This window comes from Micromonospora sp. DT201, assembly GCF_049841575.1.
GTDB lineage: Bacteria > Actinomycetota > Actinomycetes > Mycobacteriales > Micromonosporaceae > Micromonospora.
The window spans coordinates 50,903-71,364 of record NZ_JBNCKP010000006.1; the positions used below are offsets into that span (position 1 = coordinate 50,903).

General features: G+C 71.0%; 16 protein-coding genes. 7 read left to right on the forward strand and 9 right to left on the reverse strand.

What is annotated here, in order from left to right; genetic code table 11:
* Nucleotides 1-5: 5 nt before the first annotated feature.
* From ACLQ28_RS13625 to ACLQ28_RS13645, 5 genes are all read left to right on the forward strand, one after another.
* Complete coding sequence (locus ACLQ28_RS13625; RefSeq protein ID WP_425686609.1) at nt 6-2,570, forward strand: LuxR C-terminal-related transcriptional regulator; 2,565 nt, start codon at nt 6-8, stop codon at nt 2,568-2,570.
* Nucleotides 2,571-2,613: 43 nt separating this feature from the next.
* Entirely contained in the window at nt 2,614-4,545 is a 1,932-nt protein-coding gene (locus ACLQ28_RS13630) for a nitrate- and nitrite sensing domain-containing protein (RefSeq protein WP_425686610.1), read from the forward strand.
* A complete protein-coding gene (locus tag ACLQ28_RS13635) occupies nt 4,542-4,991 on the forward strand; it encodes a roadblock/LC7 domain-containing protein (protein WP_425686611.1) in 450 nt (149 codons plus the stop codon). Before ACLQ28_RS13630 ends, ACLQ28_RS13635 begins: the two co-directional genes overlap by 4 nt.
* On the forward strand, nt 4,966-5,349 hold the full coding sequence (locus ACLQ28_RS13640; protein WP_425686830.1) for a DUF742 domain-containing protein: 384 nt from the start codon (nt 4,966-4,968) through the stop codon (nt 5,347-5,349). Before ACLQ28_RS13635 ends, ACLQ28_RS13640 begins: the two co-directional genes overlap by 26 nt.
* Before the next feature lie 74 nt (nt 5,350-5,423).
* Nucleotides 5,424-6,164 carry a cellulose binding domain-containing protein gene (locus ACLQ28_RS13645; protein WP_425686612.1) on the forward strand — a complete coding sequence of 247 codons (741 nt, stop codon included), beginning with the start codon at nt 5,424-5,426 and terminating at the stop codon, nt 6,162-6,164.
* A gap of 34 nt (nt 6,165-6,198) precedes the next feature.
* Here the strand turns inward: ACLQ28_RS13645 and ACLQ28_RS13650 are convergent, their stop codons facing one another.
* On the reverse strand, nt 6,199-6,795 hold the full coding sequence (locus tag ACLQ28_RS13650) for a hypothetical protein (RefSeq protein ID WP_425686613.1): 597 nt from the start codon (nt 6,793-6,795) through the stop codon (nt 6,199-6,201).
* A 208-nt stretch (nt 6,796-7,003) separates the two neighbouring features.
* Between ACLQ28_RS13650 and ACLQ28_RS13655 the strand changes: the two genes are divergently transcribed.
* Entirely contained in the window at nt 7,004-7,384 is a 381-nt protein-coding gene (locus ACLQ28_RS13655; protein ID WP_425686614.1) for a YccF domain-containing protein, read from the forward strand.
* Between the two features lie 301 nt (nt 7,385-7,685).
* Complete coding sequence (gene helR, locus ACLQ28_RS13660) at nt 7,686-9,842, forward strand: RNA polymerase recycling motor ATPase HelR (protein WP_425686615.1); 2,157 nt, start codon at nt 7,686-7,688, stop codon at nt 9,840-9,842.
* Nucleotides 9,843-9,874: 32 nt separating this feature from the next.
* Here helR and ACLQ28_RS13665 read toward each other — a convergent pair whose 3' ends face one another.
* The 8 genes from ACLQ28_RS13665 to ACLQ28_RS13700 form a co-directional block, all read right to left on the reverse strand.
* The gene (locus ACLQ28_RS13665) at nt 9,875-11,956 is read right to left on the reverse strand and encodes a PQQ-dependent sugar dehydrogenase (protein WP_425686616.1); all 2,082 of its coding nucleotides are present in this window, start codon (nt 11,954-11,956) and stop codon (nt 9,875-9,877) included.
* A gap of 235 nt (nt 11,957-12,191) precedes the next feature.
* A complete protein-coding gene (locus ACLQ28_RS13670; protein WP_425686617.1) occupies nt 12,192-12,875 on the reverse strand; it encodes a hypothetical protein in 684 nt (227 codons plus the stop codon).
* 182 nt (nt 12,876-13,057) lie between these two features.
* Complete coding sequence (locus ACLQ28_RS13675) at nt 13,058-14,200, reverse strand: LLM class flavin-dependent oxidoreductase (RefSeq protein ID WP_425686618.1); 1,143 nt, start codon at nt 14,198-14,200, stop codon at nt 13,058-13,060.
* 18 nt (nt 14,201-14,218) lie between these two features.
* Nucleotides 14,219-15,286, reverse strand: coding sequence for an LLM class flavin-dependent oxidoreductase (locus ACLQ28_RS13680; protein WP_425686619.1), 1,068 nt, complete (start codon nt 15,284-15,286; stop codon nt 14,219-14,221).
* Nucleotides 15,287-15,334: 48 nt separating this feature from the next.
* Nucleotides 15,335-16,690: an NtaA/DmoA family FMN-dependent monooxygenase gene (locus tag ACLQ28_RS13685; protein WP_425686620.1), complete on the reverse strand. Its 1,356-nt coding sequence runs from the start codon at nt 16,688-16,690 to the stop codon at nt 15,335-15,337.
* Nucleotides 16,691-16,705: 15 nt separating this feature from the next.
* Nucleotides 16,706-17,914 carry an LLM class flavin-dependent oxidoreductase gene (locus ACLQ28_RS13690; RefSeq protein WP_425686621.1) on the reverse strand — a complete coding sequence of 403 codons (1,209 nt, stop codon included), beginning with the start codon at nt 17,912-17,914 and terminating at the stop codon, nt 16,706-16,708.
* 11 nt (nt 17,915-17,925) lie between these two features.
* On the reverse strand, nt 17,926-19,569 hold the full coding sequence (locus tag ACLQ28_RS13695) for a dipeptide ABC transporter ATP-binding protein (protein WP_425686622.1): 1,644 nt from the start codon (nt 19,567-19,569) through the stop codon (nt 17,926-17,928).
* Nucleotides 19,569-20,459 carry an ABC transporter permease gene (locus ACLQ28_RS13700; protein ID WP_425686623.1) on the reverse strand — a complete coding sequence of 297 codons (891 nt, stop codon included), beginning with the start codon at nt 20,457-20,459 and terminating at the stop codon, nt 19,569-19,571. Before ACLQ28_RS13700 ends, ACLQ28_RS13695 begins: the two co-directional genes overlap by 1 nt.
* Between the last annotated feature and the right edge of the window lie 3 nt (nt 20,460-20,462).

Here is a 20,462-nt window from a genome sequence, read left to right on the forward strand (position 1 = left end):
CTTCAATGATCATGCATGGCATCGCCGAATCGGGGCTGACGCTCGACAAGGGGCTGCAAGCCCTGCTGGACGCGGTCAGGCAGGACCCGACCGGCCCCCTCAGTGTCGGCATCGCCGGCCCAGGCGGTCACGGAAAGACCGCACTGCTCGCGGAGCTGGCGCGGGTCCATCAGCGGGCCGGGATCACCGTACGCACGGCCGCTCCAGAGCCTGACGAACCGCTCGACCCCGACGTGTTGGTGCTGGTCGACGACGCGCACCTACTCGACGACGCACGGATCGGGGTGCTCCTGCGTATGGTCGCCACCCGTCGGCACCGGCTGGTGGTCGCCCATCGGCCGTGGCCCCGGTCAGCGGCGCTCAGCGAACTGGTCGACACCCTACGGCGCGACGGGCAGGCCGTGCTGCTCACACCTTTCACCCGGGAGCAGACCGCCGCCTACCTCGCCGCCACGCCAGAGCTGGGCCGCCACCAGGACCTGGTCGACTTCATACACGCACAGACCGCCGGCGTACCCCGGGACGTGGAACGGCTGACCCGCGGCCTGGCCGGCGCGGAGACCCGGACCGGCCCGGTGGTCAACCCACCCCGGTCGGTCGTCGGAGAGTTCGGGCCGGACCTGGACGTCCAGCCCGCCGCCGTACGACGGCTGCTGCTCGCCGTCGCGGCGGGCGGACCGCTGCCGGTGAGCATGCTCGGCGCACTCCTGAGCCGGGAGCCTGCGGCGGTGGACGAACTGATCGCCACCACCCGGGCGGCCGGGCTGATCGGCGCCGACGGCCGGCTCGCGCCGATCGTCCGGCGGGCCGTCACGACACTCGGCGCCGCCACCGAACGGACTGCGGTCTGGCGTCGGCTCACCGAGTTGCAGCTCGCTCGGGGCGGCGCGGTGCTGCCGCTGGTCCGCTCCCTGCTCGCGGTCGGCGCGCTCGGCGACTGCCCGGCCTCGACCCTGGCAGCCGCAGCGGGTGAGGCGCTGGCCGACGAGCCGGCGTTCGCCGCCGAACTGTTCGCGGCCGCCACCGCGGCCGGACGACCCGCTAGCGCCCAGCAGGCGCACGCCGCCGCGCTCGCCGGCAACCTCGACGACGCCCTGCGGCTGGCGGACCGACTGCTGGCCACGGCCGCTCCGACCGACCGCTCCGAGGCGGCAGTGGTGGCGGCGACCGCCCTGGCGCACCGCGGCCACGTCGGTCGCAGCGTGGAGCTGTACCGGTGGTCGGGCACCGCCTCGGCGGCGGCCTTCGCCATCGTCGGTCAGCTCGCCACCGGCGACCTGAGCACCACCGCCGAGCCGCCGACAGGTGACCCCACGGGCGAACCACCAACCTTGCACGCCAGCGCCGCCCGGCTGATGGCCAACGGGGTACGCGAGAGCGTGAGCGGCCCGCCGACCGCCGCGCTCTCCGCGCTCGTGCAGGCCGCCGCGCTGCTGGAGCCGGACGGGCGGGCGGCGCTCCTACCGGACAGCCCGGCGGCGCTCGCCGCGTTGACGGCGGTGCACTGCGGTGAGCTGGAGATCGCCGAGCGGGTGCTGCATCGGGCCCTGGGTGCCGGTGTCGGTGGCCCGCTGATGGCTCGCCGTCACCGACTGTTGCAGGCCTGGATCCTGATGGTCCGGGGCGAGACGCACGCCGCGACCGACCGGCTCGCGGCGGTGACGCTCGACGGGCGGCAGTTGGAGTCACGCGATCTGCTCTTCGCCGCCGCGATCCGGATGGGCATCGGCCGGCGCAACAGTGACCTCGGGGCGCTCAAGCGTGGCTGGGGGCAGGCGCTGGAGGCGGTGGTCCGGCACCCCGTCGACCTGTTCACGCTCCTGCCGCTGGGTGAGCTGGCCATCGCGGGCGCCCGGCTCGGTGATCTGGCCCGACTCGAGCCGTACCTGCGGCAGGGGCGTGCGCTGCTCGGCCGGCTCGGCAACCCGCCACTATGGAGTGTCCCGCTGCACTGGAGTGGCTTGCACGCCGCGATCCTCACCGGTGAACCGGCCCTCGCCGACGAACACGTCGCCGCGCTGCTCGCCGTAGCGGGCCACAGCCGTTACGCCGCCGTGGTCGCCGCCGCCGGGGAGAGCTGGGTGGAGGTGCTCCGGGGCGTCGTCGACCCGGCCCGGGTGGAGGCCGCCGCCCGAGGGCTGCACGACACCGGGTTGTGCTGGGACGGCGCTCGCCTCGCCGGCCAGGCCGCGATCCGTACCCCGGACCGGCGGGCGATGACCACCCTGCTGGAGTGCGCCCGAGCCTTGCAGGGGCGACCGCCCGGCGGTCCCGGCAGGCAGACACCGACGACCGCCGAGAGCACGGCACGGGCCACCGGCCCGACCCAGCAGGGGCTCAGCGACCGCGAGTACGAGGTTGCCGAGTTGGTGCTGGCCGGGTTGACCTACCGGGAGATCGGCGACCGGCTCTTCATCTCGGCGAAGACCGTGGAACACCACGTGGCGCGGATGCGCAACCGGCTGAACTGCGCCAACCGCACGGAGTTGCTGGCTCTGCTGCGCACCCTCGTCGCCGACCGGGCCAACGACACGGCCGGGCAGCCGTGGCCGCAGCGGGTGACCCAATGAGGTGCCCACGCCGCGGACGCCACCGCACCGAGCGGAGCGGGACGTGACGCGAAACGAGGTCCGGCTGATCCGGACCAGGCTGGCCGTGCTCGCGGCCGTTCTGATCACGCTCTGGTCGTACGCGGCCTACGTGACCGGCCAGGACGCCGCCGACCTGCTGCGTGTGCGGGCCCTGGCGGACACCCTGGGCCAACCGATCGACCGCCTGATCCTGAGCCTGCAGACCGAGCGCCGGGTCACTGCCGAAACGATCGCCGGAGCCGCCTCTACGGCGACCCCGCTGGTCGGGGCACGCGAGGACACCGACCGGGCCGCTGCCGAGGTCCGCGAGTTCACCGAGGGCTTCGACCTGCGGCTGGTCAGCGCCGGCGAGGTCCGCGACCGGGCCGGCGAGCTGGTCCGACGGCTCGACGGCCTGGGCACCCTCCGGTCCCAGGTTGACGCCAGGGGGCTTGACCAGGCCGACGCGGTCGACGGGTACGACCAGGTCATCGACGTCGCCTTCTGGGTGTACGGCCCAGAGTGGGGCGGGTACGAGAGCGCGTTGGCTGCCGAGACCCGCGCGGTGATCGCGCTGGCCCACGCGCGGGAGTTGCTCGCCCGGGAGGACACCCTGGTCAGCACGGCCCTGACCAGTGATCGGCTCGGCGTCGACGATCAGAGCCGACTGGCCGAACGGGTCAGCAACCAGCGGTTCGCGCGCACCGAGGCGGCAGCCGAGTTGCCCGTCGACGGCCAGGCCGAGCACCAGCGGATAGCGACCGGCCCGGAGTTCGCGGGCCTGCTCGTCCTGGAGGACAGCCTGCTCCGGGCGGACACCGGCAACGCCCTTGCCGAGATCACCGTCCAGGGCTGGCGGGCCGCGGCGGACGCCGCCCTCGGCGCACTGCAGACACTGGTGACGACCACCGCCCGCAGCAGCGTCGAGCGGGCCACGCCGGGCGCCGCCGTGATCGTCGCGCGTACCGGCGCCGTGTTGGGGCTGGGCCTCATCGTCGTACTCGTGCTCCTGTTGAGTTGGGCAGGCACCGTCCGACGCCTGACCGACGCCTTGACCAGGCCGGACGTCGACTCCCCGACCCCGACCCCAGCCCCGGATGCCCCGGCGACTCCCGGCGGCGGCCCGGAGCTGTTCCTGCGGCTCACCCGACGCAACCAGGTCCTGCTGCGCGACCAGCTCAGCCTGCTGGACGGGATGCAGCGCCGGGAGCGGTCCGACGAGGAGATCAGCGAGCTGTTCCAGCTCGACCACCTCACCACCCGAATCCGACGCAACGTGGAGAAGCTGATCGCCCTCGCCGGTGCGACGCCCGCCCGCCGCTGGCGGCGCCCGGTCCCGCTGCTCGACGTCGCACGCGGTGCGGCCGCAGAGGTGCCGGACTACCACCGGGTGCTGATCGCCCCGCACTGGCCATGGTCGCTCGCGGGCCCCGCCGTGACGGACGTGATCCACCTGCTGGCTGAGCTGATCGAGAACGCCCTCGCCTTCTCGGCGGCAGAGACCACCGTCCGCGTCACCGGGGAGCACCGACCGCAGGGGTGCGCCGTCCTGGTCATCGACGATGGGCCCGGCCTGGACGCGTCCGGGCTGGTCGAGGCAAACCACCTGCTCAGCAACCCGCCACCGGACGGCCCGCCGACTGGCCCCGCGGGTTTGTACACCGCTGCCGTACTTGCCAACCGTTGCGGCGCCCACGTCTCGCTGCGTCCGAGCCAGCGCGGTGGGACGGCCGCGATCGTGCTCCTCCCGGCCCGGCTGGTCACGGCGAGTGACACCGGCCGTGGACCGGCCACCGCACCGACAGGCACCCCGTACCCGCCGGCCCGCGACGGCGCCGACCTGCCTGACCCGAGCGGCGAGGGCGAGCTGCCGACACGGGTCCGGCACACCGGGCCGACCGGCCCCGAACGTGGCAGGACCGGCCTCGACACGGTCGAGATACCGATCGCGAGAACAGCGAGGAGACACCGATGACGTCTGCAGTGGTCACCGACGACGGCCTGACCGGCGCGCTGGACCGCCTGGTCGACCGCGTGCACGGCGCGGAATTCGCGGTCGTGCTCTCCCCTGACGGGCTGCCCATCGGCGGTTCCCGGCAGGTGGAGGCGAAGCTGGCCGAGCAGATTTCCGGCGTCGTCGCCGGCCTGATCGCGTTGGGATTGGCCGCCACCCGGACCTGCGATTCGGGCCGCCTTCGCCAGGTCGTGGTGCAGATGTCCCGCGCGTTCCTGTTCATCGCCACCATCCCGAACGGCACCATCCTCACCGTGCGGATCGCCGGTGACGACATCGAGGTCGGCGACATGGCGTACGAGGTCGCGCTCTTCGTGGGGCAGGCGGAGCGGCATCTGCCGATCAGTTTGGGACCGGCCTCGTCGGCGACGATCGGGGACACTGGTGCTCACCAGCGGCACCGCTGACGAGGCGTGGTACGACGACGACGCGGGCCCCGTCGCCCGGCCTTATACGATGACCGGTGGGCGCACCGCGCCCGCGCGCGGTCGATTCGACCTGATCTCACTGGTCGTCGCCCGGCGGGCGGTCACACCTTCGACACCGCTCTTCCCTGAACAGGCGCGGATCGTCGAGCTGTGTCACCATCCAGTGTCGGTGGCTGAGGTCGGCGCCGAGCTGGACCTTCCACTGGGGACCGTTCGTGTGCTGCTCGGCGACCTGCTCGCGGCCGGCCTGATCGAGACGCATGACCCGCCAATGCTGTCGGAGCTGCCGGCCGAGGATCTGCTCGAGGCGATCCTCGTCGGGCTTCGCGCCCTGTGACAGGACAGGTGCCATCCGCCACCCAGACCGATCGCGGGCTGGCTTCCGGCGACGAACTGAAGGAGACACAAGCAGTGCCGGCAACACCACCCCAGCCACGCCGTACCGTGGCGATCATCCTGCTGGACCGGATCGTGGCCCTGATCACGGCCGTCCGGCGGGTGCTCACCGGTCGGGACGACGTCTCGCGGGCCACCTGGGTGGCTTTGATCTCGGCGCTCGGGGTGCTGATCGCCACGGCCGTCTCCGTCGTCGGGGTGCTGCGTACGCCGGAGAAGATGACGCCGGTGACTCTCGACCCGCCACCATCCGTCGAGCAGGTAGGCACCCCGCCGGCCGGCACTCCTCGGGCGCAGGCGCGACCGGCGGCCACCAGCCCGGCCGTGGCCGCTCCCCCGCCAACCGCGTCGGCCACCGCAATCCCACCGACCGCCGGTGCGTCGACCAGGCCCACACCAACCGGATCGACGGCACCACCCACACCAGCCCCCCTGAACGCCACCTTCGCCATCGCGGACAAGGCCCTGCTCAGCTATGGCGCGGCCGTGACGATCAACAACCCCGGGCCGGTGTCGGTGCCGCGGTGGACATTGACGCTCACCCTGCCCCGTGAGTCTCTGCGCGTCAGCGCGGTCGAAGGCGCCCAGGCCAGCCGCGACGGTGAGGTGTGGACGTTCGTGCCAGACGAAGGCGCCGCCGGGGTGCCCGGCAGCGCTTCGGTCCGGGTGACGTTCCGGGTCAACGGCTCACCTGCTGGCTCTGCCCCCGAGGCGTGCACCATCGACGGTGCCGCCTGCACCGGTCTGCCGAACTGATCGGTCCGCGCAGACCAGCGCATCGCAAACGTCCTCAGTGGACGATGATGGGCGGCGTGGTCGGCTCACTCTGCTGTGCGACGGCCGGCAGCGCCGGTGCCAACGCCACCAGCATGCACAGGCCGCCGATGGGAAGCAGGTCGAGAGTGACCACCGGCAGGACGATGCCGACGAGCAGCAGCGGCGCGCTCCACCACGGCAGCCGCCGTTTGGCCGCAAGCATGCCCGCGAGGACGACCAGGCCGAGGAAGAAGAGCTGGGGTACGACGTCGTAGAAGGCCACCTCGACACCGGGAATGTCCTTGAAGTCCGCGCTGAGCGCCGACATCTCCGCCCGGTCGGCGGCCAGGAGCCCTTCCACGATGTCGGCGCCGAACTGCACCATCGTCGCGGCGAGCCCGATCAACGTGAGGGCCACCACCCCACTGCGCCACGGGCTGCGGGGCAGCAGGCGGGACAGTGCGAGCACGGCCGGAACGAAGAACACCATGCCGGCGAGGCCGAGCAGGTGTGCGGCCTGCCAGTCGAACCCCGGGCCGTACACCTCATCGGATTTTCCCCACAGACGCACGAGGCCGTAGGCCGCGATGCCGACCGGCCCGGCGATTACACAGATTGCAGCGCGTTTCATGCCAGCCATCATCTGGCCGCTGGCGCCACCGGACCTCCGGGTACGTCCCCTGCTTGGCCCTGGAATCCGACTCAGGTCTTCCACCCAGCAACCCTTAGTGCCTGGCACTGTCTCGCAGCTCAGGTGATCGGCCGGGGTTCGCCTCGGGCACGCCAGGGTGGTTGAGCGGCGGCACAGCCAGGTGGCGGCCATCGCTCATGCTGGGGTGGTGATTCGTTTCGTGCTCAATGTGCTCTGGCTCATCTTCGGTGGCGGCCTCGTGCTGGCGGTCGGCTACGGCGTCGCCGCGCTGATCTGCTTCATTCTGGTCGTCACCATTCCGTTCGGCGTCGCGTCGCTGCGCCTCGCCGTCTACTCGCTGTGGCCCTTCGGCCGAACGCTGGTGCCGAAGCCTGGCGCGGGTGTCGCGTCCGGGGTGGCGAACCTGCTCTGGGTGGTGCTCGCGGGCTGGTGGCTGGCGCTGTCCCACATCGTCGCCGGCATCGCCCTCTGCGTCACGATCATCGGAATCCCGTTCGGCATCGCCAACTTCAAGCTCGTCCCGGCCGCGTTCTGGCCGCTCGGCCGCGAGGTCGTCGACACGCCGTGACCCGGTCCGGCGTGTAGTTGCCGGTCAAGGCGATCGGCGGGCACTCGTGATCGTTGGCCGCTCAGAAGTAGTCCGACCGGCGCGTCGCACTGCTGAGCAGCCAACGATCAACGGGCCGGGGCAGATTTGGTGGCCAGGTGCTCGCAGAAGTGGCGAGCCAGTGGGCCAAGAGATGCGGATCGGGAACACACGACCCCTTCCACTCCTAACATATAGCGCATTGGGGGGCTTGCGGCAAGGCCCGGGTCGTGCCGCAAAATCGTCGGCCGAGCCCAGAATCTGCCGAAATGGAAGTCGTGAATTGAGTTCCTCACCCATTTCCGTGTTCGACCTTCCCGATCGACTCTCCCCCAAGGCCGACCCGATCCTGATCAGCCACGACGAGCAGCACTTCACGGCCATGGCGGAAAGTCTCGAGCAGTTGCACGCCGAGCTGTCCGAACGCCTCGACGCCGAGCGCAAGGCCCCTGGCGGCAAAGGCCGGCAGGCGGTGGACCGGGACATGGAGGTCCGCCGGCTGACCGGTCGCCTGCGTGCGCTGAGTCGCTACGGTCTCGACCTGTGTCTCGGACACATGGTCGGCACGGACAACCCCGAGCCCGTGTACGTCGGTCGACGCGGCCTCACGGACAGCACGGGTCGACGGCTGCTACTCGACTGGCGTTCTCCCGCGGCCGAGCCGTTCTTCGGCGCGACCCACGCCAACCCGATGGGTCTGGCCAGCCGCCGCCGATACCGCTGGGCCCGTGGCCGCATCAGCGACTACTGGGACGAGGTGTTCACCCCGGACGGGTTCGTGGGGCACGCCGTCGCGCTCGACGACCAGTCCGCGTTCATCGCCAGCCTGGGCAGCGCCCGGTCGACCCGAATGCGAGACGTGCTCAGCACGATCCAGGCCGACCAGGACGCGATCATCCGCGCCGGATCGGCCGGCGCGCTCGTCGTCGACGGCGGTCCAGGCACGGGCAAGACCGTCGTCGCACTGCACCGCACCGCCTATCTGCTCTACTCCGATCCTCGCCTCAGTCAGCGCCGGGGTGGTGTGCTCTTCGTCGGGCCGCACCAGCCCTACCTGGCCTACGTCGCCGACGTCCTTCCCAGCCTCGGAGAGGAGGACGTCCAGACGTGCACCCTGCGCGACCTCGTTCCCGAGGGCGCCGCGGCAACCATCGAGACCGACCCGGACGTGGCCCGGCTGAAGGCCTCCGCCGACCTGGTCAAGGCGATCGACGCGGCGGTCCGGTTCTACGAGGAACCACCGGTCAAACCCATGACGGTCACGACCGACGAGTCCGACATCTGGCTGAGTGCCGACGACTGGGCCAACGCGTTCCAGGCACCGGGGCCCGGCACACCGCACAACGAGGCGCGTGACGAGATCTGGGCGGAGTTGCTCACGATCCTCGTCGACAAGTCCGGCGGCGATGAGTCCGATGACCTGCTCCGCAGGTCGCTGCTGCGCAACAGGGAGCTGCGGACGACCTTCAACCGCGCCTGGCCGATGCTCGACGCGGCCGACCTCGTCGGGGACCTGTGGTCGGTGCCCGCGTACCTGCGCAAGTGTGCTCCCTGGCTCGGCGCCGAAGAGGTGCGCAAGCTACAGCGCGACGACGCCCAGGAATGGACCGTGTCCGACCTGCCGCTCCTGGACGCGGCACGGCAGCGGCTCGGCGACGCGGAAGGGCCGGGGCGCAGGCGGCAGCGCGATCCCGCTGCCGCCATCGAGCGCGAGCACATGGCCAGGGTCGTCGACGAGTTGATCGCCGCCGACGCCTACGACGACGGTGAAGGCCTGCTGACGATGTTGCGCCAGCCCGATCTGCGGGACGCCCTGGTGGACGACTCGGGACTGCCTGGCGCCGACGTGGACCTGCTCGCCGGCCCGTTCGCGCACATCGTCGTCGACGAGGCTCAGGAACTGACCGACGCCCAGTGGCAGATGTTGCTGGCGCGCTGCCCGTCACGCAGCTTCACCATCGTCGGGGACCGCGCCCAGGCCCGGCACGGGTTCACGGAGTCGTGGCAGGAACGCCTTGAGCGGGTCGGGCTCGACCGGATCAGCCTGGCCTCCCTGAGCATCAACTACCGGACGCCGGCAGAGGTCATGGCGGAAGCCGAGCCCGTCATCCGGGCCGTGCTCCCGGACGCCAACGTGCCGACCTCGATCCGCAGCAACGGGGTCGCCGTCGTGCACGGAGCGGTTTCCGACCTGGGCTCGATCCTCCGCACCTGGCTCGCCGCGCACGCCGACGGGATCGCCTGCGTGATCGGCGATCCGACGTTCCCACCGACGTCCCGCGTCCGGTCGCTGAGCCCGGAGCAGGCCAAGGGGCTTGAGTTCGACCTGGTCGTCCTCATCGACCCGGAAGCCTTTGGCGAGGGCATCGAAGGGGCCGTCGACCGCTACGTCGCCATGACCCGAGCGACCCAGCAACTTGTCATCCTGACGAGTTGCTGAGCGCGCTCAGCGATCCGAGCAACCTGCTGTGGTCAACTACCGAGCGTGACGTGGAGGATCCTCTCGTTGCTGTTGTTCGGGGTGCTGTCCTTGTCACCGGTGGTGGTGGTGGTCAACCAGAGCCCTCCATCGGGAGCCGGCTCCACCGTCCGCAGCCGGCCGTACGTGCCGTTGAAGTACGTCTGCACGTTCGTCAGGCTGCTGCCGCTGATGGTCGCGCGATACATCCGAGCGCCCCGCGTGCAGGCCACGTAGAGCGCGTCCCGAACGATGGTGATGCCGGAGCAGGACCCTTCCGCCGTCGGATAGGTCCGCGCCGGGGCGATGAACCCCGCGGTACCGCAGGTGCCGCTGGTGCCTTCGCACGCCGGCCATCCGTAGTTGCCACCCCGGGTGATCAGGTTGGTCTCATCCATGATCGAGTTGCCGAACTCCTGCTCCCACAGCCGGCCCTGCGAGTCGAACGCCAGCCCCTGCGGGTTGCGGTGGCCGTAGCTCCACACGTAGTTGCCGAACGGGTTGTCCGAGGGGACGGTGCCATCCGGGTTGAGACGCAGAATCTTGCCCTCGAGGCTCGACCGGTCCTGCGCGTAGGCGCCGTTCTGCGCATCGCCCGTGCTGGCGTACAACTTGCCGTCCGGGCCGAACCGCAGACGACCACCGTCGTGGTACTTGTTGCGCCGAATCCCGCTCAGCAGGACCTGCTCGCTGGCGGTGTTGAGTCGACCGTTCTCCAACCTGATCCGGACGATCCGGTTGTCACTGGGCGAGGTGTGCATGATGTACAGCCAACGGTCGCTGGCGTAACTGGGCGAGATAGCGAGCCCCAGCAGGCCTCCCTCACCCTCGGTGCTCTGGACGTTCGGCACCGTGCCCACGTTGGTCTTGGCCCCGGTGGTGGGGTTGAGCTGGATGATGTCGTGCGCGTCGCGGCGGTTGTAGAGGACGTTGCCGTCCGGCAACGTCACCAGCCCCCACGGGATGTCGGTGTCCGTGGTGACCTGCCGCACCCCGCACACCGGGTTGCCACACGCAGCGCCGGTGGTCACCGTCGTGGTGCCGCTGCGCGACGAGGCATTGTCCTGCGCGTCCCGGGCCACCACGTAGTACTGGTAGGCGGTGTTCGCGGCCAGCCCACTGTCGGTGAAGGTGGTCGCCGGCGGCGCGCCGGTCACCGTGCCGACCTTCACGCCACCGCGGAAGATGTCGTACGCCCGCACTCCGACGTTGTCGGTCGACGCGGTCCAGCGCAGTGTCACGGTGGTGCCCGACGCGGTGCCGGTGAGCTGTTGCGGCGCTGTCGGTGCTTGGGTGTCGGCCTGGCAGGGCGGTGGTGTGATCGACACGGTGGTGCTGGCCTGGGACACGTTGCCGGCGGCATCGCGCGCGTTGACGTACAGGCCCCAGGTCGCTCCGGCGACGACCGTGAGGCTGGTGGACAGCGTCGAGCCGCTCACCGACTTCATCAACTGACCGTCGTGGTAGACGTCGTAGAAGGCCACCCCGACGTTGTCCGTCGAGGCGTTCCACGCGAAGGTCACGGAGGTGCAGGTCAGGCCACTCACCCGCGGGCTGCCCGGCGCCGTGGGCGACTGACTGTCGGCGCTGCCCAGGGCTGTCGTCCACCGCTGGTTGCTCTGCCCGTTGCAGGTCCAGAGGCCGACGGTGGTGCTGTTGGCGGTGCCGGCGCCGGTCACGTCCAGGCACAGGCCGGACTGGACGCCGACGATGGTCCCGTTGGTGTTGATCCGCCAGCGCTGGTTGGCACCACCGTTGCAGCCGTTGATCTGCAGGGCGGCCGGCGCGGTGGTGTCCTGGCCGACCACGTCGAGACACATCGTGTCGTCGTACACCCGCAACTCGCCCGTCGAGGTGAGGCTCCACGCCTGGTTGGCCTGACCGTTGCAGTCGTAGATGTTGATGCCGGCGCCGGCGGTCCTGGAGTTGCCGACCACATCCAGGCAACGACCCGACGCCACGCCGACCACGGTCGAGGGAGCCGCCGCCGATGCCGGCACGCCGACCGCCACGGTCAGCAGCGTCACCGCTGCCATCGCCGCCGGCAGCAGCCGCCATCGCGGGTGATGTGGGGTGGTCCGCGCAAAGACTGGCATCGGTCCTCCAGGGTCAGGGTGTTGACCGGCCCGACCCGGCGCCGGACGACCGAGCGCCCGACCAAGTCGAACAAAGGGCATCGATAATCAAAGATGCAAAGCCGGCCCATGTCAAACGATGTCCCTCGATCGGGGACAAACCCGGAGATCGAAGCGATGTCCGAAAGGGCACGTCACCAGGCCCGGCAGATCCCCTCGCACGCTGCGCTCGGACGCCTCGACGGCCGCGCGACTATTAGTACCTTTCCCAGTTTCCGCTGCCGTCGGCCTTGCGCCACCGACGGTCTTCGGTGCTGCCGTCGAGCTTGCGGACGGTGGCCTCCACGTGCTCGCCCACCACCTGGTACGAAATGAACGTCATGACCCGGTTTCCGGACGAGCTGGAGTCGTCTCCCTTGATGACCGGCCACGCGTGCCGGCCGCTGCCGTTGTCCGAGAGCTGGACCGGCACGAGCGCCTGCCGCCGAGCCGCGCCCGGGTTGCCCAGCTCGACCAAAACGAGCGCGTCCTCGGTCGACGGCGCATTCGCCGGCTCCTCGACGATGAACTCGGCGTACACCGGCTGTGCACCGTCCGGCAGGATCCTGCAGGGCACGTCGAAGCCGTTGGACCCGTTGCGGAACGCCACCGAGCCGTCGGACTCACCGCAGAAGCTCAGTTTGCCGATGACCGCGTTGGCCCAGTCGGTCTGCCTGATCTCGCTCGCCTGAGCGCCCGACCCGGAGGTGCGGGTGGCCGGAGCACTCGGACCGGAACTGCCGGTCGCCGAAGCGCTCGGTGCGGAAGGACTGGACAGGCCCGCACTGCCGGACGAAGAGCCCGAGGCTGCCGCATCGTCACCGAGATTGTCGGCTGACGACGTGCAACCGGTGGCGACGGTAAGGCCGAGCACCACGCCGAGGAGCAGCTCGTTGCGCATGGGCAGTCCTTTCGCTGCGGGGCTGTGACATCGTTGGATGCCCCGGTACCCGCATCGACAGGTGCCAAAACGAGGCGGCAAGACGGCAGCCGCCTGCTGATCGAGCCGGGCCCGTCGTCCGACTCCCCTGCCCTCGACGACCGACCGAGGTCTCGACCGACCGGCGCTGCCACGCACCCGGGTCAGTGGTTCCACTCCTTGGCGAGCAGCTCGTACGAGGTGACCCGGTCGACGTGCCCGTGAGTGATGGTGGTGACCAGCAGCTCGTCGGCGGTGGTGACGTCCTGCAGCGTGCGCAGCCGGTCGACGACCGTGCCGGGCGATCCGACGAACTGCGTGTCCACCCGGTCGGCGACGAGGTCGCGATCATCGTCGGTCCAGCGCAGCGCGGCGGCCTGCTCCGGGCTCGGGAACGGGATCGCACCGTCGCCACTGCGGATGCTGCGCACCCACGGGCCGTACGGTGCGGCCAGGCGGCGTGCCGCGTCGTTGGTCTCAGCCACAACCACGTCGGCGGAGACCACCACGTACGGCTCGGCGAGCGCGGCCGACGGCTGGAACGCGGCGCGGTAGGCGGCGACCGCGTCAAGGACCGACGAGGGGCTGACGTGGTAGTTGGCGGCGAAGGGCAGGCCCAACGCGCCGGCCAGTTTGGCGCTCTCCCCGCCGCTGCTGCCGAGCAGCCACACCTGGAGGTCGGTGCCCTCGCCCGGCACGGCGTGCGCGTCCAGACCGTCGGCGTCGGTGTAGTCGCCGCGCAACAGAGCCAGGACGTCGGCTACCTGTTCGGCGAAAGGCGGTGGTTGCGCGCCAGGTTGGTGCAGCAGAGCGCTGCTCAGGGCGAAACGTGGTGAGGCGAGCACGCTGGCGTAGGAGAACGGCGGCGGAATGAGCAGTCCGTCGACCACCTGGGCCTCGACCGGCGGTGGCGTGGGCGCGGCGATGTCCCGGGCCGCCTCGACTTCCCGGGCCACCTCGACGCGCCGCTGACCGGAGCGACCGAGCCCGAGGTCGATGCGGCCCGGGTGCAGTGCGGCGAGGGTGCCGAACTCCTCGACCACCGACAGCGCGGTGCGATGGCCGACCTGGACGGCTCCCGAGCCGACGCGGATCACGCTGGTGGCCGCGGCGACCTGCCCGATGAGCACGGCCGGCGCCGAACTGGCGACGCCTGCGGCGAGGTGATGTTCGGCCAGCCAGTAACGGTGGTAGCCGGACTGCTCCGCCCGGCGGGCGAGGTCGACGGTGTTGCGCAGGGCGTCGGTTACGGTGCCGCCCGCGGGCACCGGCGCGAGGTCGAGTATGGACAGTGGAGTTGATGACATCGTGGTCCCCGATTCTGGTCAGACGGCCGCGGCGACAGTCACCGGCGGAAGGAAGGGACGGCTGGGGATGCTCCGGCGCAGCACCGGGGCCACCTCGCTCTGAAACAGCTCCAGGCTTTTCCGATGCTGTTTGTCGGTCAGGCCGTCGTGGTCGGCCTGAAGGTGGATGACCTCGTGGCCGAACTGCTCGTGATAGCGCAGCACCTTGTCGATGAGCTGCTGCGGGCTGCCGACCAGGATCGAGCTGCGGTCGATGGCATCCTCGATCGTGCCGAAGATCGGCTGCATTCCGAGCCGCCGGAACGCGGCGACGCGGGCGTCGAAGATCGGGCGGTACCGCTCGATCGCCTCCTGCGAGGTGCGGGCCACGTAGAAGCCGGCGGTGCCGGCACCGACGAGGGCATCGGCCGGGTCGTGCCCGTAATGGACCCACCGTTCGCGGTAGTGACGGATGAGTTCGGCGTACGGCTCGATGGGGTTGGTGACGTTGGCCGAGAAAATCGGATCACCGTGCCGGGCGGCGAGGTCGACGGAGTCTCTGCTGGTGGCACTGCCGTGCCAGACCCGGATGGGTTGCTGCAGCGGCCGGGGCCAGGTCTCCGCGTCGGTCAGCGACGGCCGGTACGCCCCGGACCAGGTGACCTTGTCCTCCCGCCAGAGCCGACGGAACAGCTCGTAGCCCTCCCGGTTGCGGTCCCACTGGTCCTCCCCGGTCACCTGGAACAGTTGCGCCTGCGCAGCGCCGTTGCCCTTGCCGATGATCAGTTCGAGTCGGCCGCCGGAGAGGTGGTCGAGGGTCGCGTAGTCCTCATAGGCACGGACCGGGTCGAGCAGGCTGAGCGTCGTGACGGCGGTGAACAGCCGGATGGTGGAGGTGCGGGCCGCGATGTGGCTCAACACCACCGGCGGCGACGACGAGATGAAGGGGCGCTCGTGCCGTTCACCGACGCCGTAGCCGTCGAAGCCGAGTTCCTCCGCGAGGACGGCCGTGTCGACCACCTCCCGGAACCGCTCGGTGGTGCTCCGGCGTTGACCGGTGACCGGGTCAGGCAGGTGAGTGATCAGGGTTATCAGCAGAAACTTCATCCGGGGACCGTCACTTTCGGCAGTCAGGGCAGACGGTGATCGGCGGGGTCACGCCGCACCGGCCGGGGTGACCGGGCGGGCAGAGCCGAGGCCGAGGTGGTCGCGCAGAGTGGTGCCGGCGTAGTCGGCGCGGAAGACGCCACGATCCTGGAGCAGCGGGACGACGTGGTCGACGAACTCGTCGAGCCCGCCCGGCGTCAGGTGCGGCACCAGGATGAACCCGTCGGCGGCGTCGGACTGCACGAAGTGGTTCATCCGCTCGGCGACCTGCTGGGCGGTGCCCACGAAGGACTGCCGGCCAGTGACCTCGATGATCAGGTCGCGGATCCCAAGCCCCTTCTCCTCGGCGAGGACCCGCCACTGCCGCGCGGTGTCGACCGGGTCGGGATACATGCCCGCCCGGCCTCGGCTGATCGCGTCAGCGGAGACGTCCGGGTCCTCGGCTGGCAGCGGGCCCTCGGGGTCGTACCCGGACAGGTCCCGGTTCCAGAGCTGTTCGAGCAGCAGGATCGCGGTCTGCGGACTGACCTGCTGCCGGCGGATGTGGTGGGCGCGTTCCTGCGCCTCGGCGTCGGTGTCGCCGAGCACGAAGGTGACGCCAGGGATGATCTTCAGCTCGTCGGGTTGACGACCGTACCGGGCGAGCCGGGACTTCACGTCCCGGTAGAACGCCTGCCCGGCTTCCAGGGTGCCGTGCCGGGAGAAGATCGCGTCGGCACTGGACACGGCGAACTCACGCCCGTCGGGAGAGTCGCCAGCCTGCAGGATCACCGGATGCACCTGAGGGCTGCGGGGCACTGTGAAGTGCCCGGCGATGTCGAACTGGTCGCCGTGGTGGGCGAAACCGCCGGGGTTGGCTTCCGTGACGTAACGGCCGCCGTCCCGGTCGCCCACGATCGCCTCAGCGGGCCACGCCTCCCACAACTCCCGGGCGGTACGCACGAACTCGGCGGCTCGGTCGTAGCGCAGCGAGCGGTCGAGGTAACCACCTCGGCGGAAATTTTCGCCCGTGAACGCGTCGGAGGTGGTGACGACGTTCCAGGCGGCCCGCCCGTCGGATAGGTGGTCGAGGCTGGCCAACTGTCGGGCCAGCTCGTACGGCTCACGGAAGGTGGTGTTGAGCGTGCCGGCCAGACCCAGGTGCGTGGTGACCGCAGCGAGGGCGCAGAGAACGGTCAACGTGTCCGGGCGGCCGACCACGTCCAGGTCATGGATACGGCCCCGCTGCTCACGCAGACGCAGCCCCTCAGCGAGGAACAAGAAGTCGAACTTGCCGCGCTCGGCGGTACGGGCCAGGTGGACGAATGAGGAGAAGTCGATCTGACTGCCGGAGGCCGGGTCGCTCCACACGGTGGTGTTGTTCACGCCAGGGAAGTGCGCGGCCAGGATGATCTGCTTGGGCATGATGGTCTCCTCAGCTCAGGCCGTCGCCGCGACGGCGTAGCGGCTGACCGGTCGGGGCAGGCCGAGCAGGTCACGCAACGTCCCGCCGGGATAGCCGGACCGAAACAGGCCCCGGTCCCGCAGGGCGGGCACCAGCGCCCGGGTGGTCGCGGTCAGGTCGTCGGGGAGCACAGCGGGTCGCAGCCGGAATCCGTCCACTCCGGCCCGGTGCCACTCGGCGAGCAGGTCGGCCAGTCGGTCGGCCGTGCCGGTGAAGATGGCCGCGTCGGACGTGAGCTCCTCCCCGTGCAACTCGTCGAGACGGGTCCTGCGGTGCCGGGCCAAGGTCGTTGTCTCGTCGAGCAGCACGACCAGGTCGGCGAGGACGCGCAGCGGTGGGCCGGTCCGGCCGACGGTCTCCTCGGCCGCCCGCACCTCCGCCACGATTGCGGCGGCGTGTTCGGAATCGGTCGGGGTGACGAAGACGACGTCGGCGTGCCGCGCCGCGAAGGCGTACGGCACCGCCGAGTGGGCCAACGCAGCGACGACCGGCTGCCCCTGCGGCGACCGGGGCACGATGGTGGGCCCCTTGACGGAGAACCACGGTCCGGTGAAGTCGATGTAGTGCAGCCGCTCCCGGTCGACGAAGCGGCCGGTCGGCACGTCCCGGATCACGGCGTCGTCCTGCCAGCTGTCCCAGAGCCGGCGGACCACCTCCACCGCGTCGCTGGCCTCGGCGAAGAGGTCGCCAACGGCCCGTACAGCCTCCGCCTCGTCGAGCCGGGCCAGGTCCAGCACGGGGATGTCCCGGCGGCCGAAATGCCCGGCCTCGGCTCGCCGCGCGGAGACCCGGGGCCGCCAACCAGCCCGACCGCCGCTGACGTGATCGAGCGTGGCCACCGCCGTGGAGACGTGAAACGGCTCGGTGTGGGTGGTGCTGGTGGTCGGGATCAGCCCAATGTGCCGGGTCAGTGGGGCGATCCGGGCCGCGATCTGCACCGCGTCGAGGCGTCCCCGGACCTGGTCGACGCGGTCGTCAGGGCCGTCGGGCCGGGACGACTGGAGGTCGAGGCTGTCCTCGATGGTGAGCAGGTCCAGTGCGCCGCGTTCGGCCTCCCCGGCGAGGGTGTTCCAGTATCGGGCGGTCAGGGGCGCGGTCGCGTCGGCGTGCGAGAGCCGCCAGGCGGCGGGATGCCAGCCGAGACCGTCGAGGGCGACGGCCAGGTGCAGGGTCTTCTTGGTCATGGTTGTTCCTCCTACGGTCGGCCGACGGTGACGAGCGTGGGCAGCGCGTCGAGCAGGGAACGCGTGTAGTCGTGTCGGGGGTAGGTGAAGACGTCGCCGACCGGGCCGTGCTCAACCACCGCGCCGTCGTGCATGACCAGCACGCGGTCGCTGAGGTGGTGCACCACACCCAGGTCGTGGGAGATGAAGAGCAGAGCGGTGCCGTCGGAGGCGCGCAGGTCGGCCAGCAGGTCGAGAACCTGGGCCTGGACGGAGACATCCAGGGCCGAGACCGGCTCGTCGCAGATGATCAGCGTGGGTCGGGGTGCGATCGCGCGGGCGATGGCGACGCGCTGACGCTGCCCGCCGGAGAGCTGCCGGGGATGCCTGTCGATCAGGTCCGCACCGAGGCCGACTCGGCGCAGCAGGTCGACGACGTGATCGCGCCGGTCCGCCCGATCGACGTCGGAGTCGAGGTTCTCCGCGACGACCCTCCCGACCGTGTAGCGGGGGTCGAAGGAGCTCAGCGGGTCCTGGGAGATCAGCTGCAACCTGCGCCGCGACGGGCGACGGGTCCGCTCCGGGACCCCGACCCACGGCGTGCCCTCGAAGGTGACGGTGCCGGCGTCAGCGTCGAGCAGACCGGCGACGATTCGGGCGACGGTGCTCTTGCCGGAGCCGGATTCGCCCACCAGGCCGAGCGTCTCGCCCCGTGCGATGGAGAAGGAGACGTCCTGCACAACGGTGTGGTGGCCGTACCTCTTGGTCAGCCCGCCCGCGTCGAGCACTGTGTCATTCGGGCGGAACGCGGGCCGGGTGGGCAGCGCGGGCCGCGCCGAGGCGTCCCTGTCTCGCGCTGCCCCGGCTACGGGGCCGAGCCGGCGGCCCCGCGATGTCGCCGATGGCACCGCGGCCAGCAACTGCTGGGTGTACGGATGCGCAGGGGCCCGCAGCAGTCGGTCGGTGGGACCGTCCTCGACGATCCGACCGTCTCGCATCACCAGCACCCGGTCGGCGACCTGGGCGACCACCGCCAGGTCGTGGCTGATCAGCAGCAGACTCACGCCGGCGGCCCGCCGCTCCGCGAGCAGCCGCAGGATCTGCGCCTGCACGGTGACGTCGAGCGCGGTGGTCGGCTCGTCGGCGATGAGCAGGGCTGGTTCCCCGGCGATCGCCGAGGCGATCAGTGCCCGTTGCCGCAGCCCGCCGGACAGTTGGTGCGGATACTGCCGGGCCCGGCGCTGCGGATCTGGCAGGTGAACCTGGTCGAGCAGGTGGGCGACCCGGCCGGCCCGCTCCAGACGGCCGACGATGCCGTGAGTGGTGAGCACCTCGCCAATCTCGGCGCCCACCGTCCGCAGCGGGTCGAGAGAGACCAGCGCGTCCTGCAGGACCAGCCCGGCGAGCCGGCCACGGACCCGCCGCCAGTCTCGTGGCCGGTGGCCCCGCACGTCCTGGTCGGCCAATTCGAGCCGGGCGGCGCGGACCCGCGCACCGGGGCCGGCGAGACCAACCAGAGTACGAGCGGTGACGCTCTTGCCGGAGCCCGACTCTCCGACGACGGCCACGCACTCGCCGTGCTCGACGGTGAAGCTGATTCCGCGAACCGCGGCCACCCGACCGGTCGGGGTGTCGAAGTCGACGTGCAGGTCCTCGACCGCTACCAGGGTGGCCATCAGCGCCGCCTCCCGTCGAAGCGGGCCTGCCAGTGCCGGCCAACGACGGTCAGCGACACCACGGTGGCGGTGACCGCCAGGCCGGGCAGGATGCTGATCCACCAGCCCACCTGGAGGTAGTTGCGCCCTTCGGAGAGCATCGCCCCCCACTCCGGCGAGGGTGGCTGCGGACCCATGCCGAGGAAGCTGAGCCCGGCGGCGACCAGGATCGCCTCGCCGAGCCCGATCACGGCGAGCACCGGCACCGGGCCGACCACGTTGGGCAGCACGTGCCGCAGCACCAGCCGAGGTCGGGACAGGCCGAAGGTGACGGCCTGCTCGACGTAGTTGGCGCGGCGGACGAGCAACGTCTGACCCCGGACCACCCGGGCGTAGTGCGGCAAAGTGGCGGTGCCGATGGCGATGATCAAGCTGACGGTGCCCGGCCCAGCGACGGCGATGAACAGGAGTGCCAGCAGCAGGAGGGGGAACGCCGACACCGCGTCGAAGGTGCGGCTGAGCGCCTCGTCGGCGACCCGGTGCGCGAGGCCGGCGAGCAGGCCGAGCAGCACCCCACCGGTCACGGCGATCGCGGTGGCGGCCACGCCGATGGTGAGCGAGTGGCCGGCGCCGTGCACCACCCGGGTCCAGACGTCGCGGCCGAGATGGTCGGTTCCGAACCAATGCGACCCGCTCGGCGGTGAGAGCACGCCGAGCGGGTCGGCGGCGAGCGGGTCGGCGGGCGCCAGCGCGGCCGGCCAGGCCGCCGCCAACACCAGCAGAATCAGGTACGCCCCGGCCGCGAGCAGGCCGGGCCGCGGCCGGGACCGTCGGCGTACGGGCCGACGGGCCGGGTCGACGGGAGTAAGCGCGGGGGCGTCGGTGGAGAGCGGACTCAGGGTGACAGTCATAGA

What these genes read in the sequence shown, in the direction of transcription:
- ACLQ28_RS13700 (WP_425686623.1), bottom strand. Translation starts at nt 20,459, where the DNA reads ATGACTGTCACCCTGAGTCCGCTCTCCACCGACGCCCCCGCGCTTACT.
- ACLQ28_RS13695 (WP_425686622.1), bottom strand. Translation starts at nt 19,569, where the DNA reads ATGGCCACCCTGGTAGCGGTCGAGGACCTGCACGTCGACTTCGACACC.
- ACLQ28_RS13680 (WP_425686619.1), bottom strand. Translation starts at nt 15,286, where the DNA reads ATGAAGTTTCTGCTGATAACCCTGATCACTCACCTGCCTGACCCGGTC.
- ACLQ28_RS13625 (WP_425686609.1), top strand. Translation starts at nt 6, where the DNA reads ATGATCATGCATGGCATCGCCGAATCGGGGCTGACGCTCGACAAGGGG.
- ACLQ28_RS13635 (WP_425686611.1), top strand. Translation starts at nt 4,542, where the DNA reads ATGACGTCTGCAGTGGTCACCGACGACGGCCTGACCGGCGCGCTGGAC.
- ACLQ28_RS13665 (WP_425686616.1), bottom strand. Translation starts at nt 11,956, where the DNA reads ATGCCAGTCTTTGCGCGGACCACCCCACATCACCCGCGATGGCGGCTG.
- ACLQ28_RS13650 (WP_425686613.1), bottom strand. Translation starts at nt 6,795, where the DNA reads ATGAAACGCGCTGCAATCTGTGTAATCGCCGGGCCGGTCGGCATCGCG.
- ACLQ28_RS13675 (WP_425686618.1), bottom strand. Translation starts at nt 14,200, where the DNA reads ATGTCATCAACTCCACTGTCCATACTCGACCTCGCGCCGGTGCCCGCG.
- ACLQ28_RS13690 (WP_425686621.1), bottom strand. Translation starts at nt 17,914, where the DNA reads ATGACCAAGAAGACCCTGCACCTGGCCGTCGCCCTCGACGGTCTCGGC.
- ACLQ28_RS13685 (WP_425686620.1), bottom strand. Translation starts at nt 16,690, where the DNA reads ATGCCCAAGCAGATCATCCTGGCCGCGCACTTCCCTGGCGTGAACAAC.
- ACLQ28_RS13670 (WP_425686617.1), bottom strand. Translation starts at nt 12,875, where the DNA reads ATGCGCAACGAGCTGCTCCTCGGCGTGGTGCTCGGCCTTACCGTCGCC.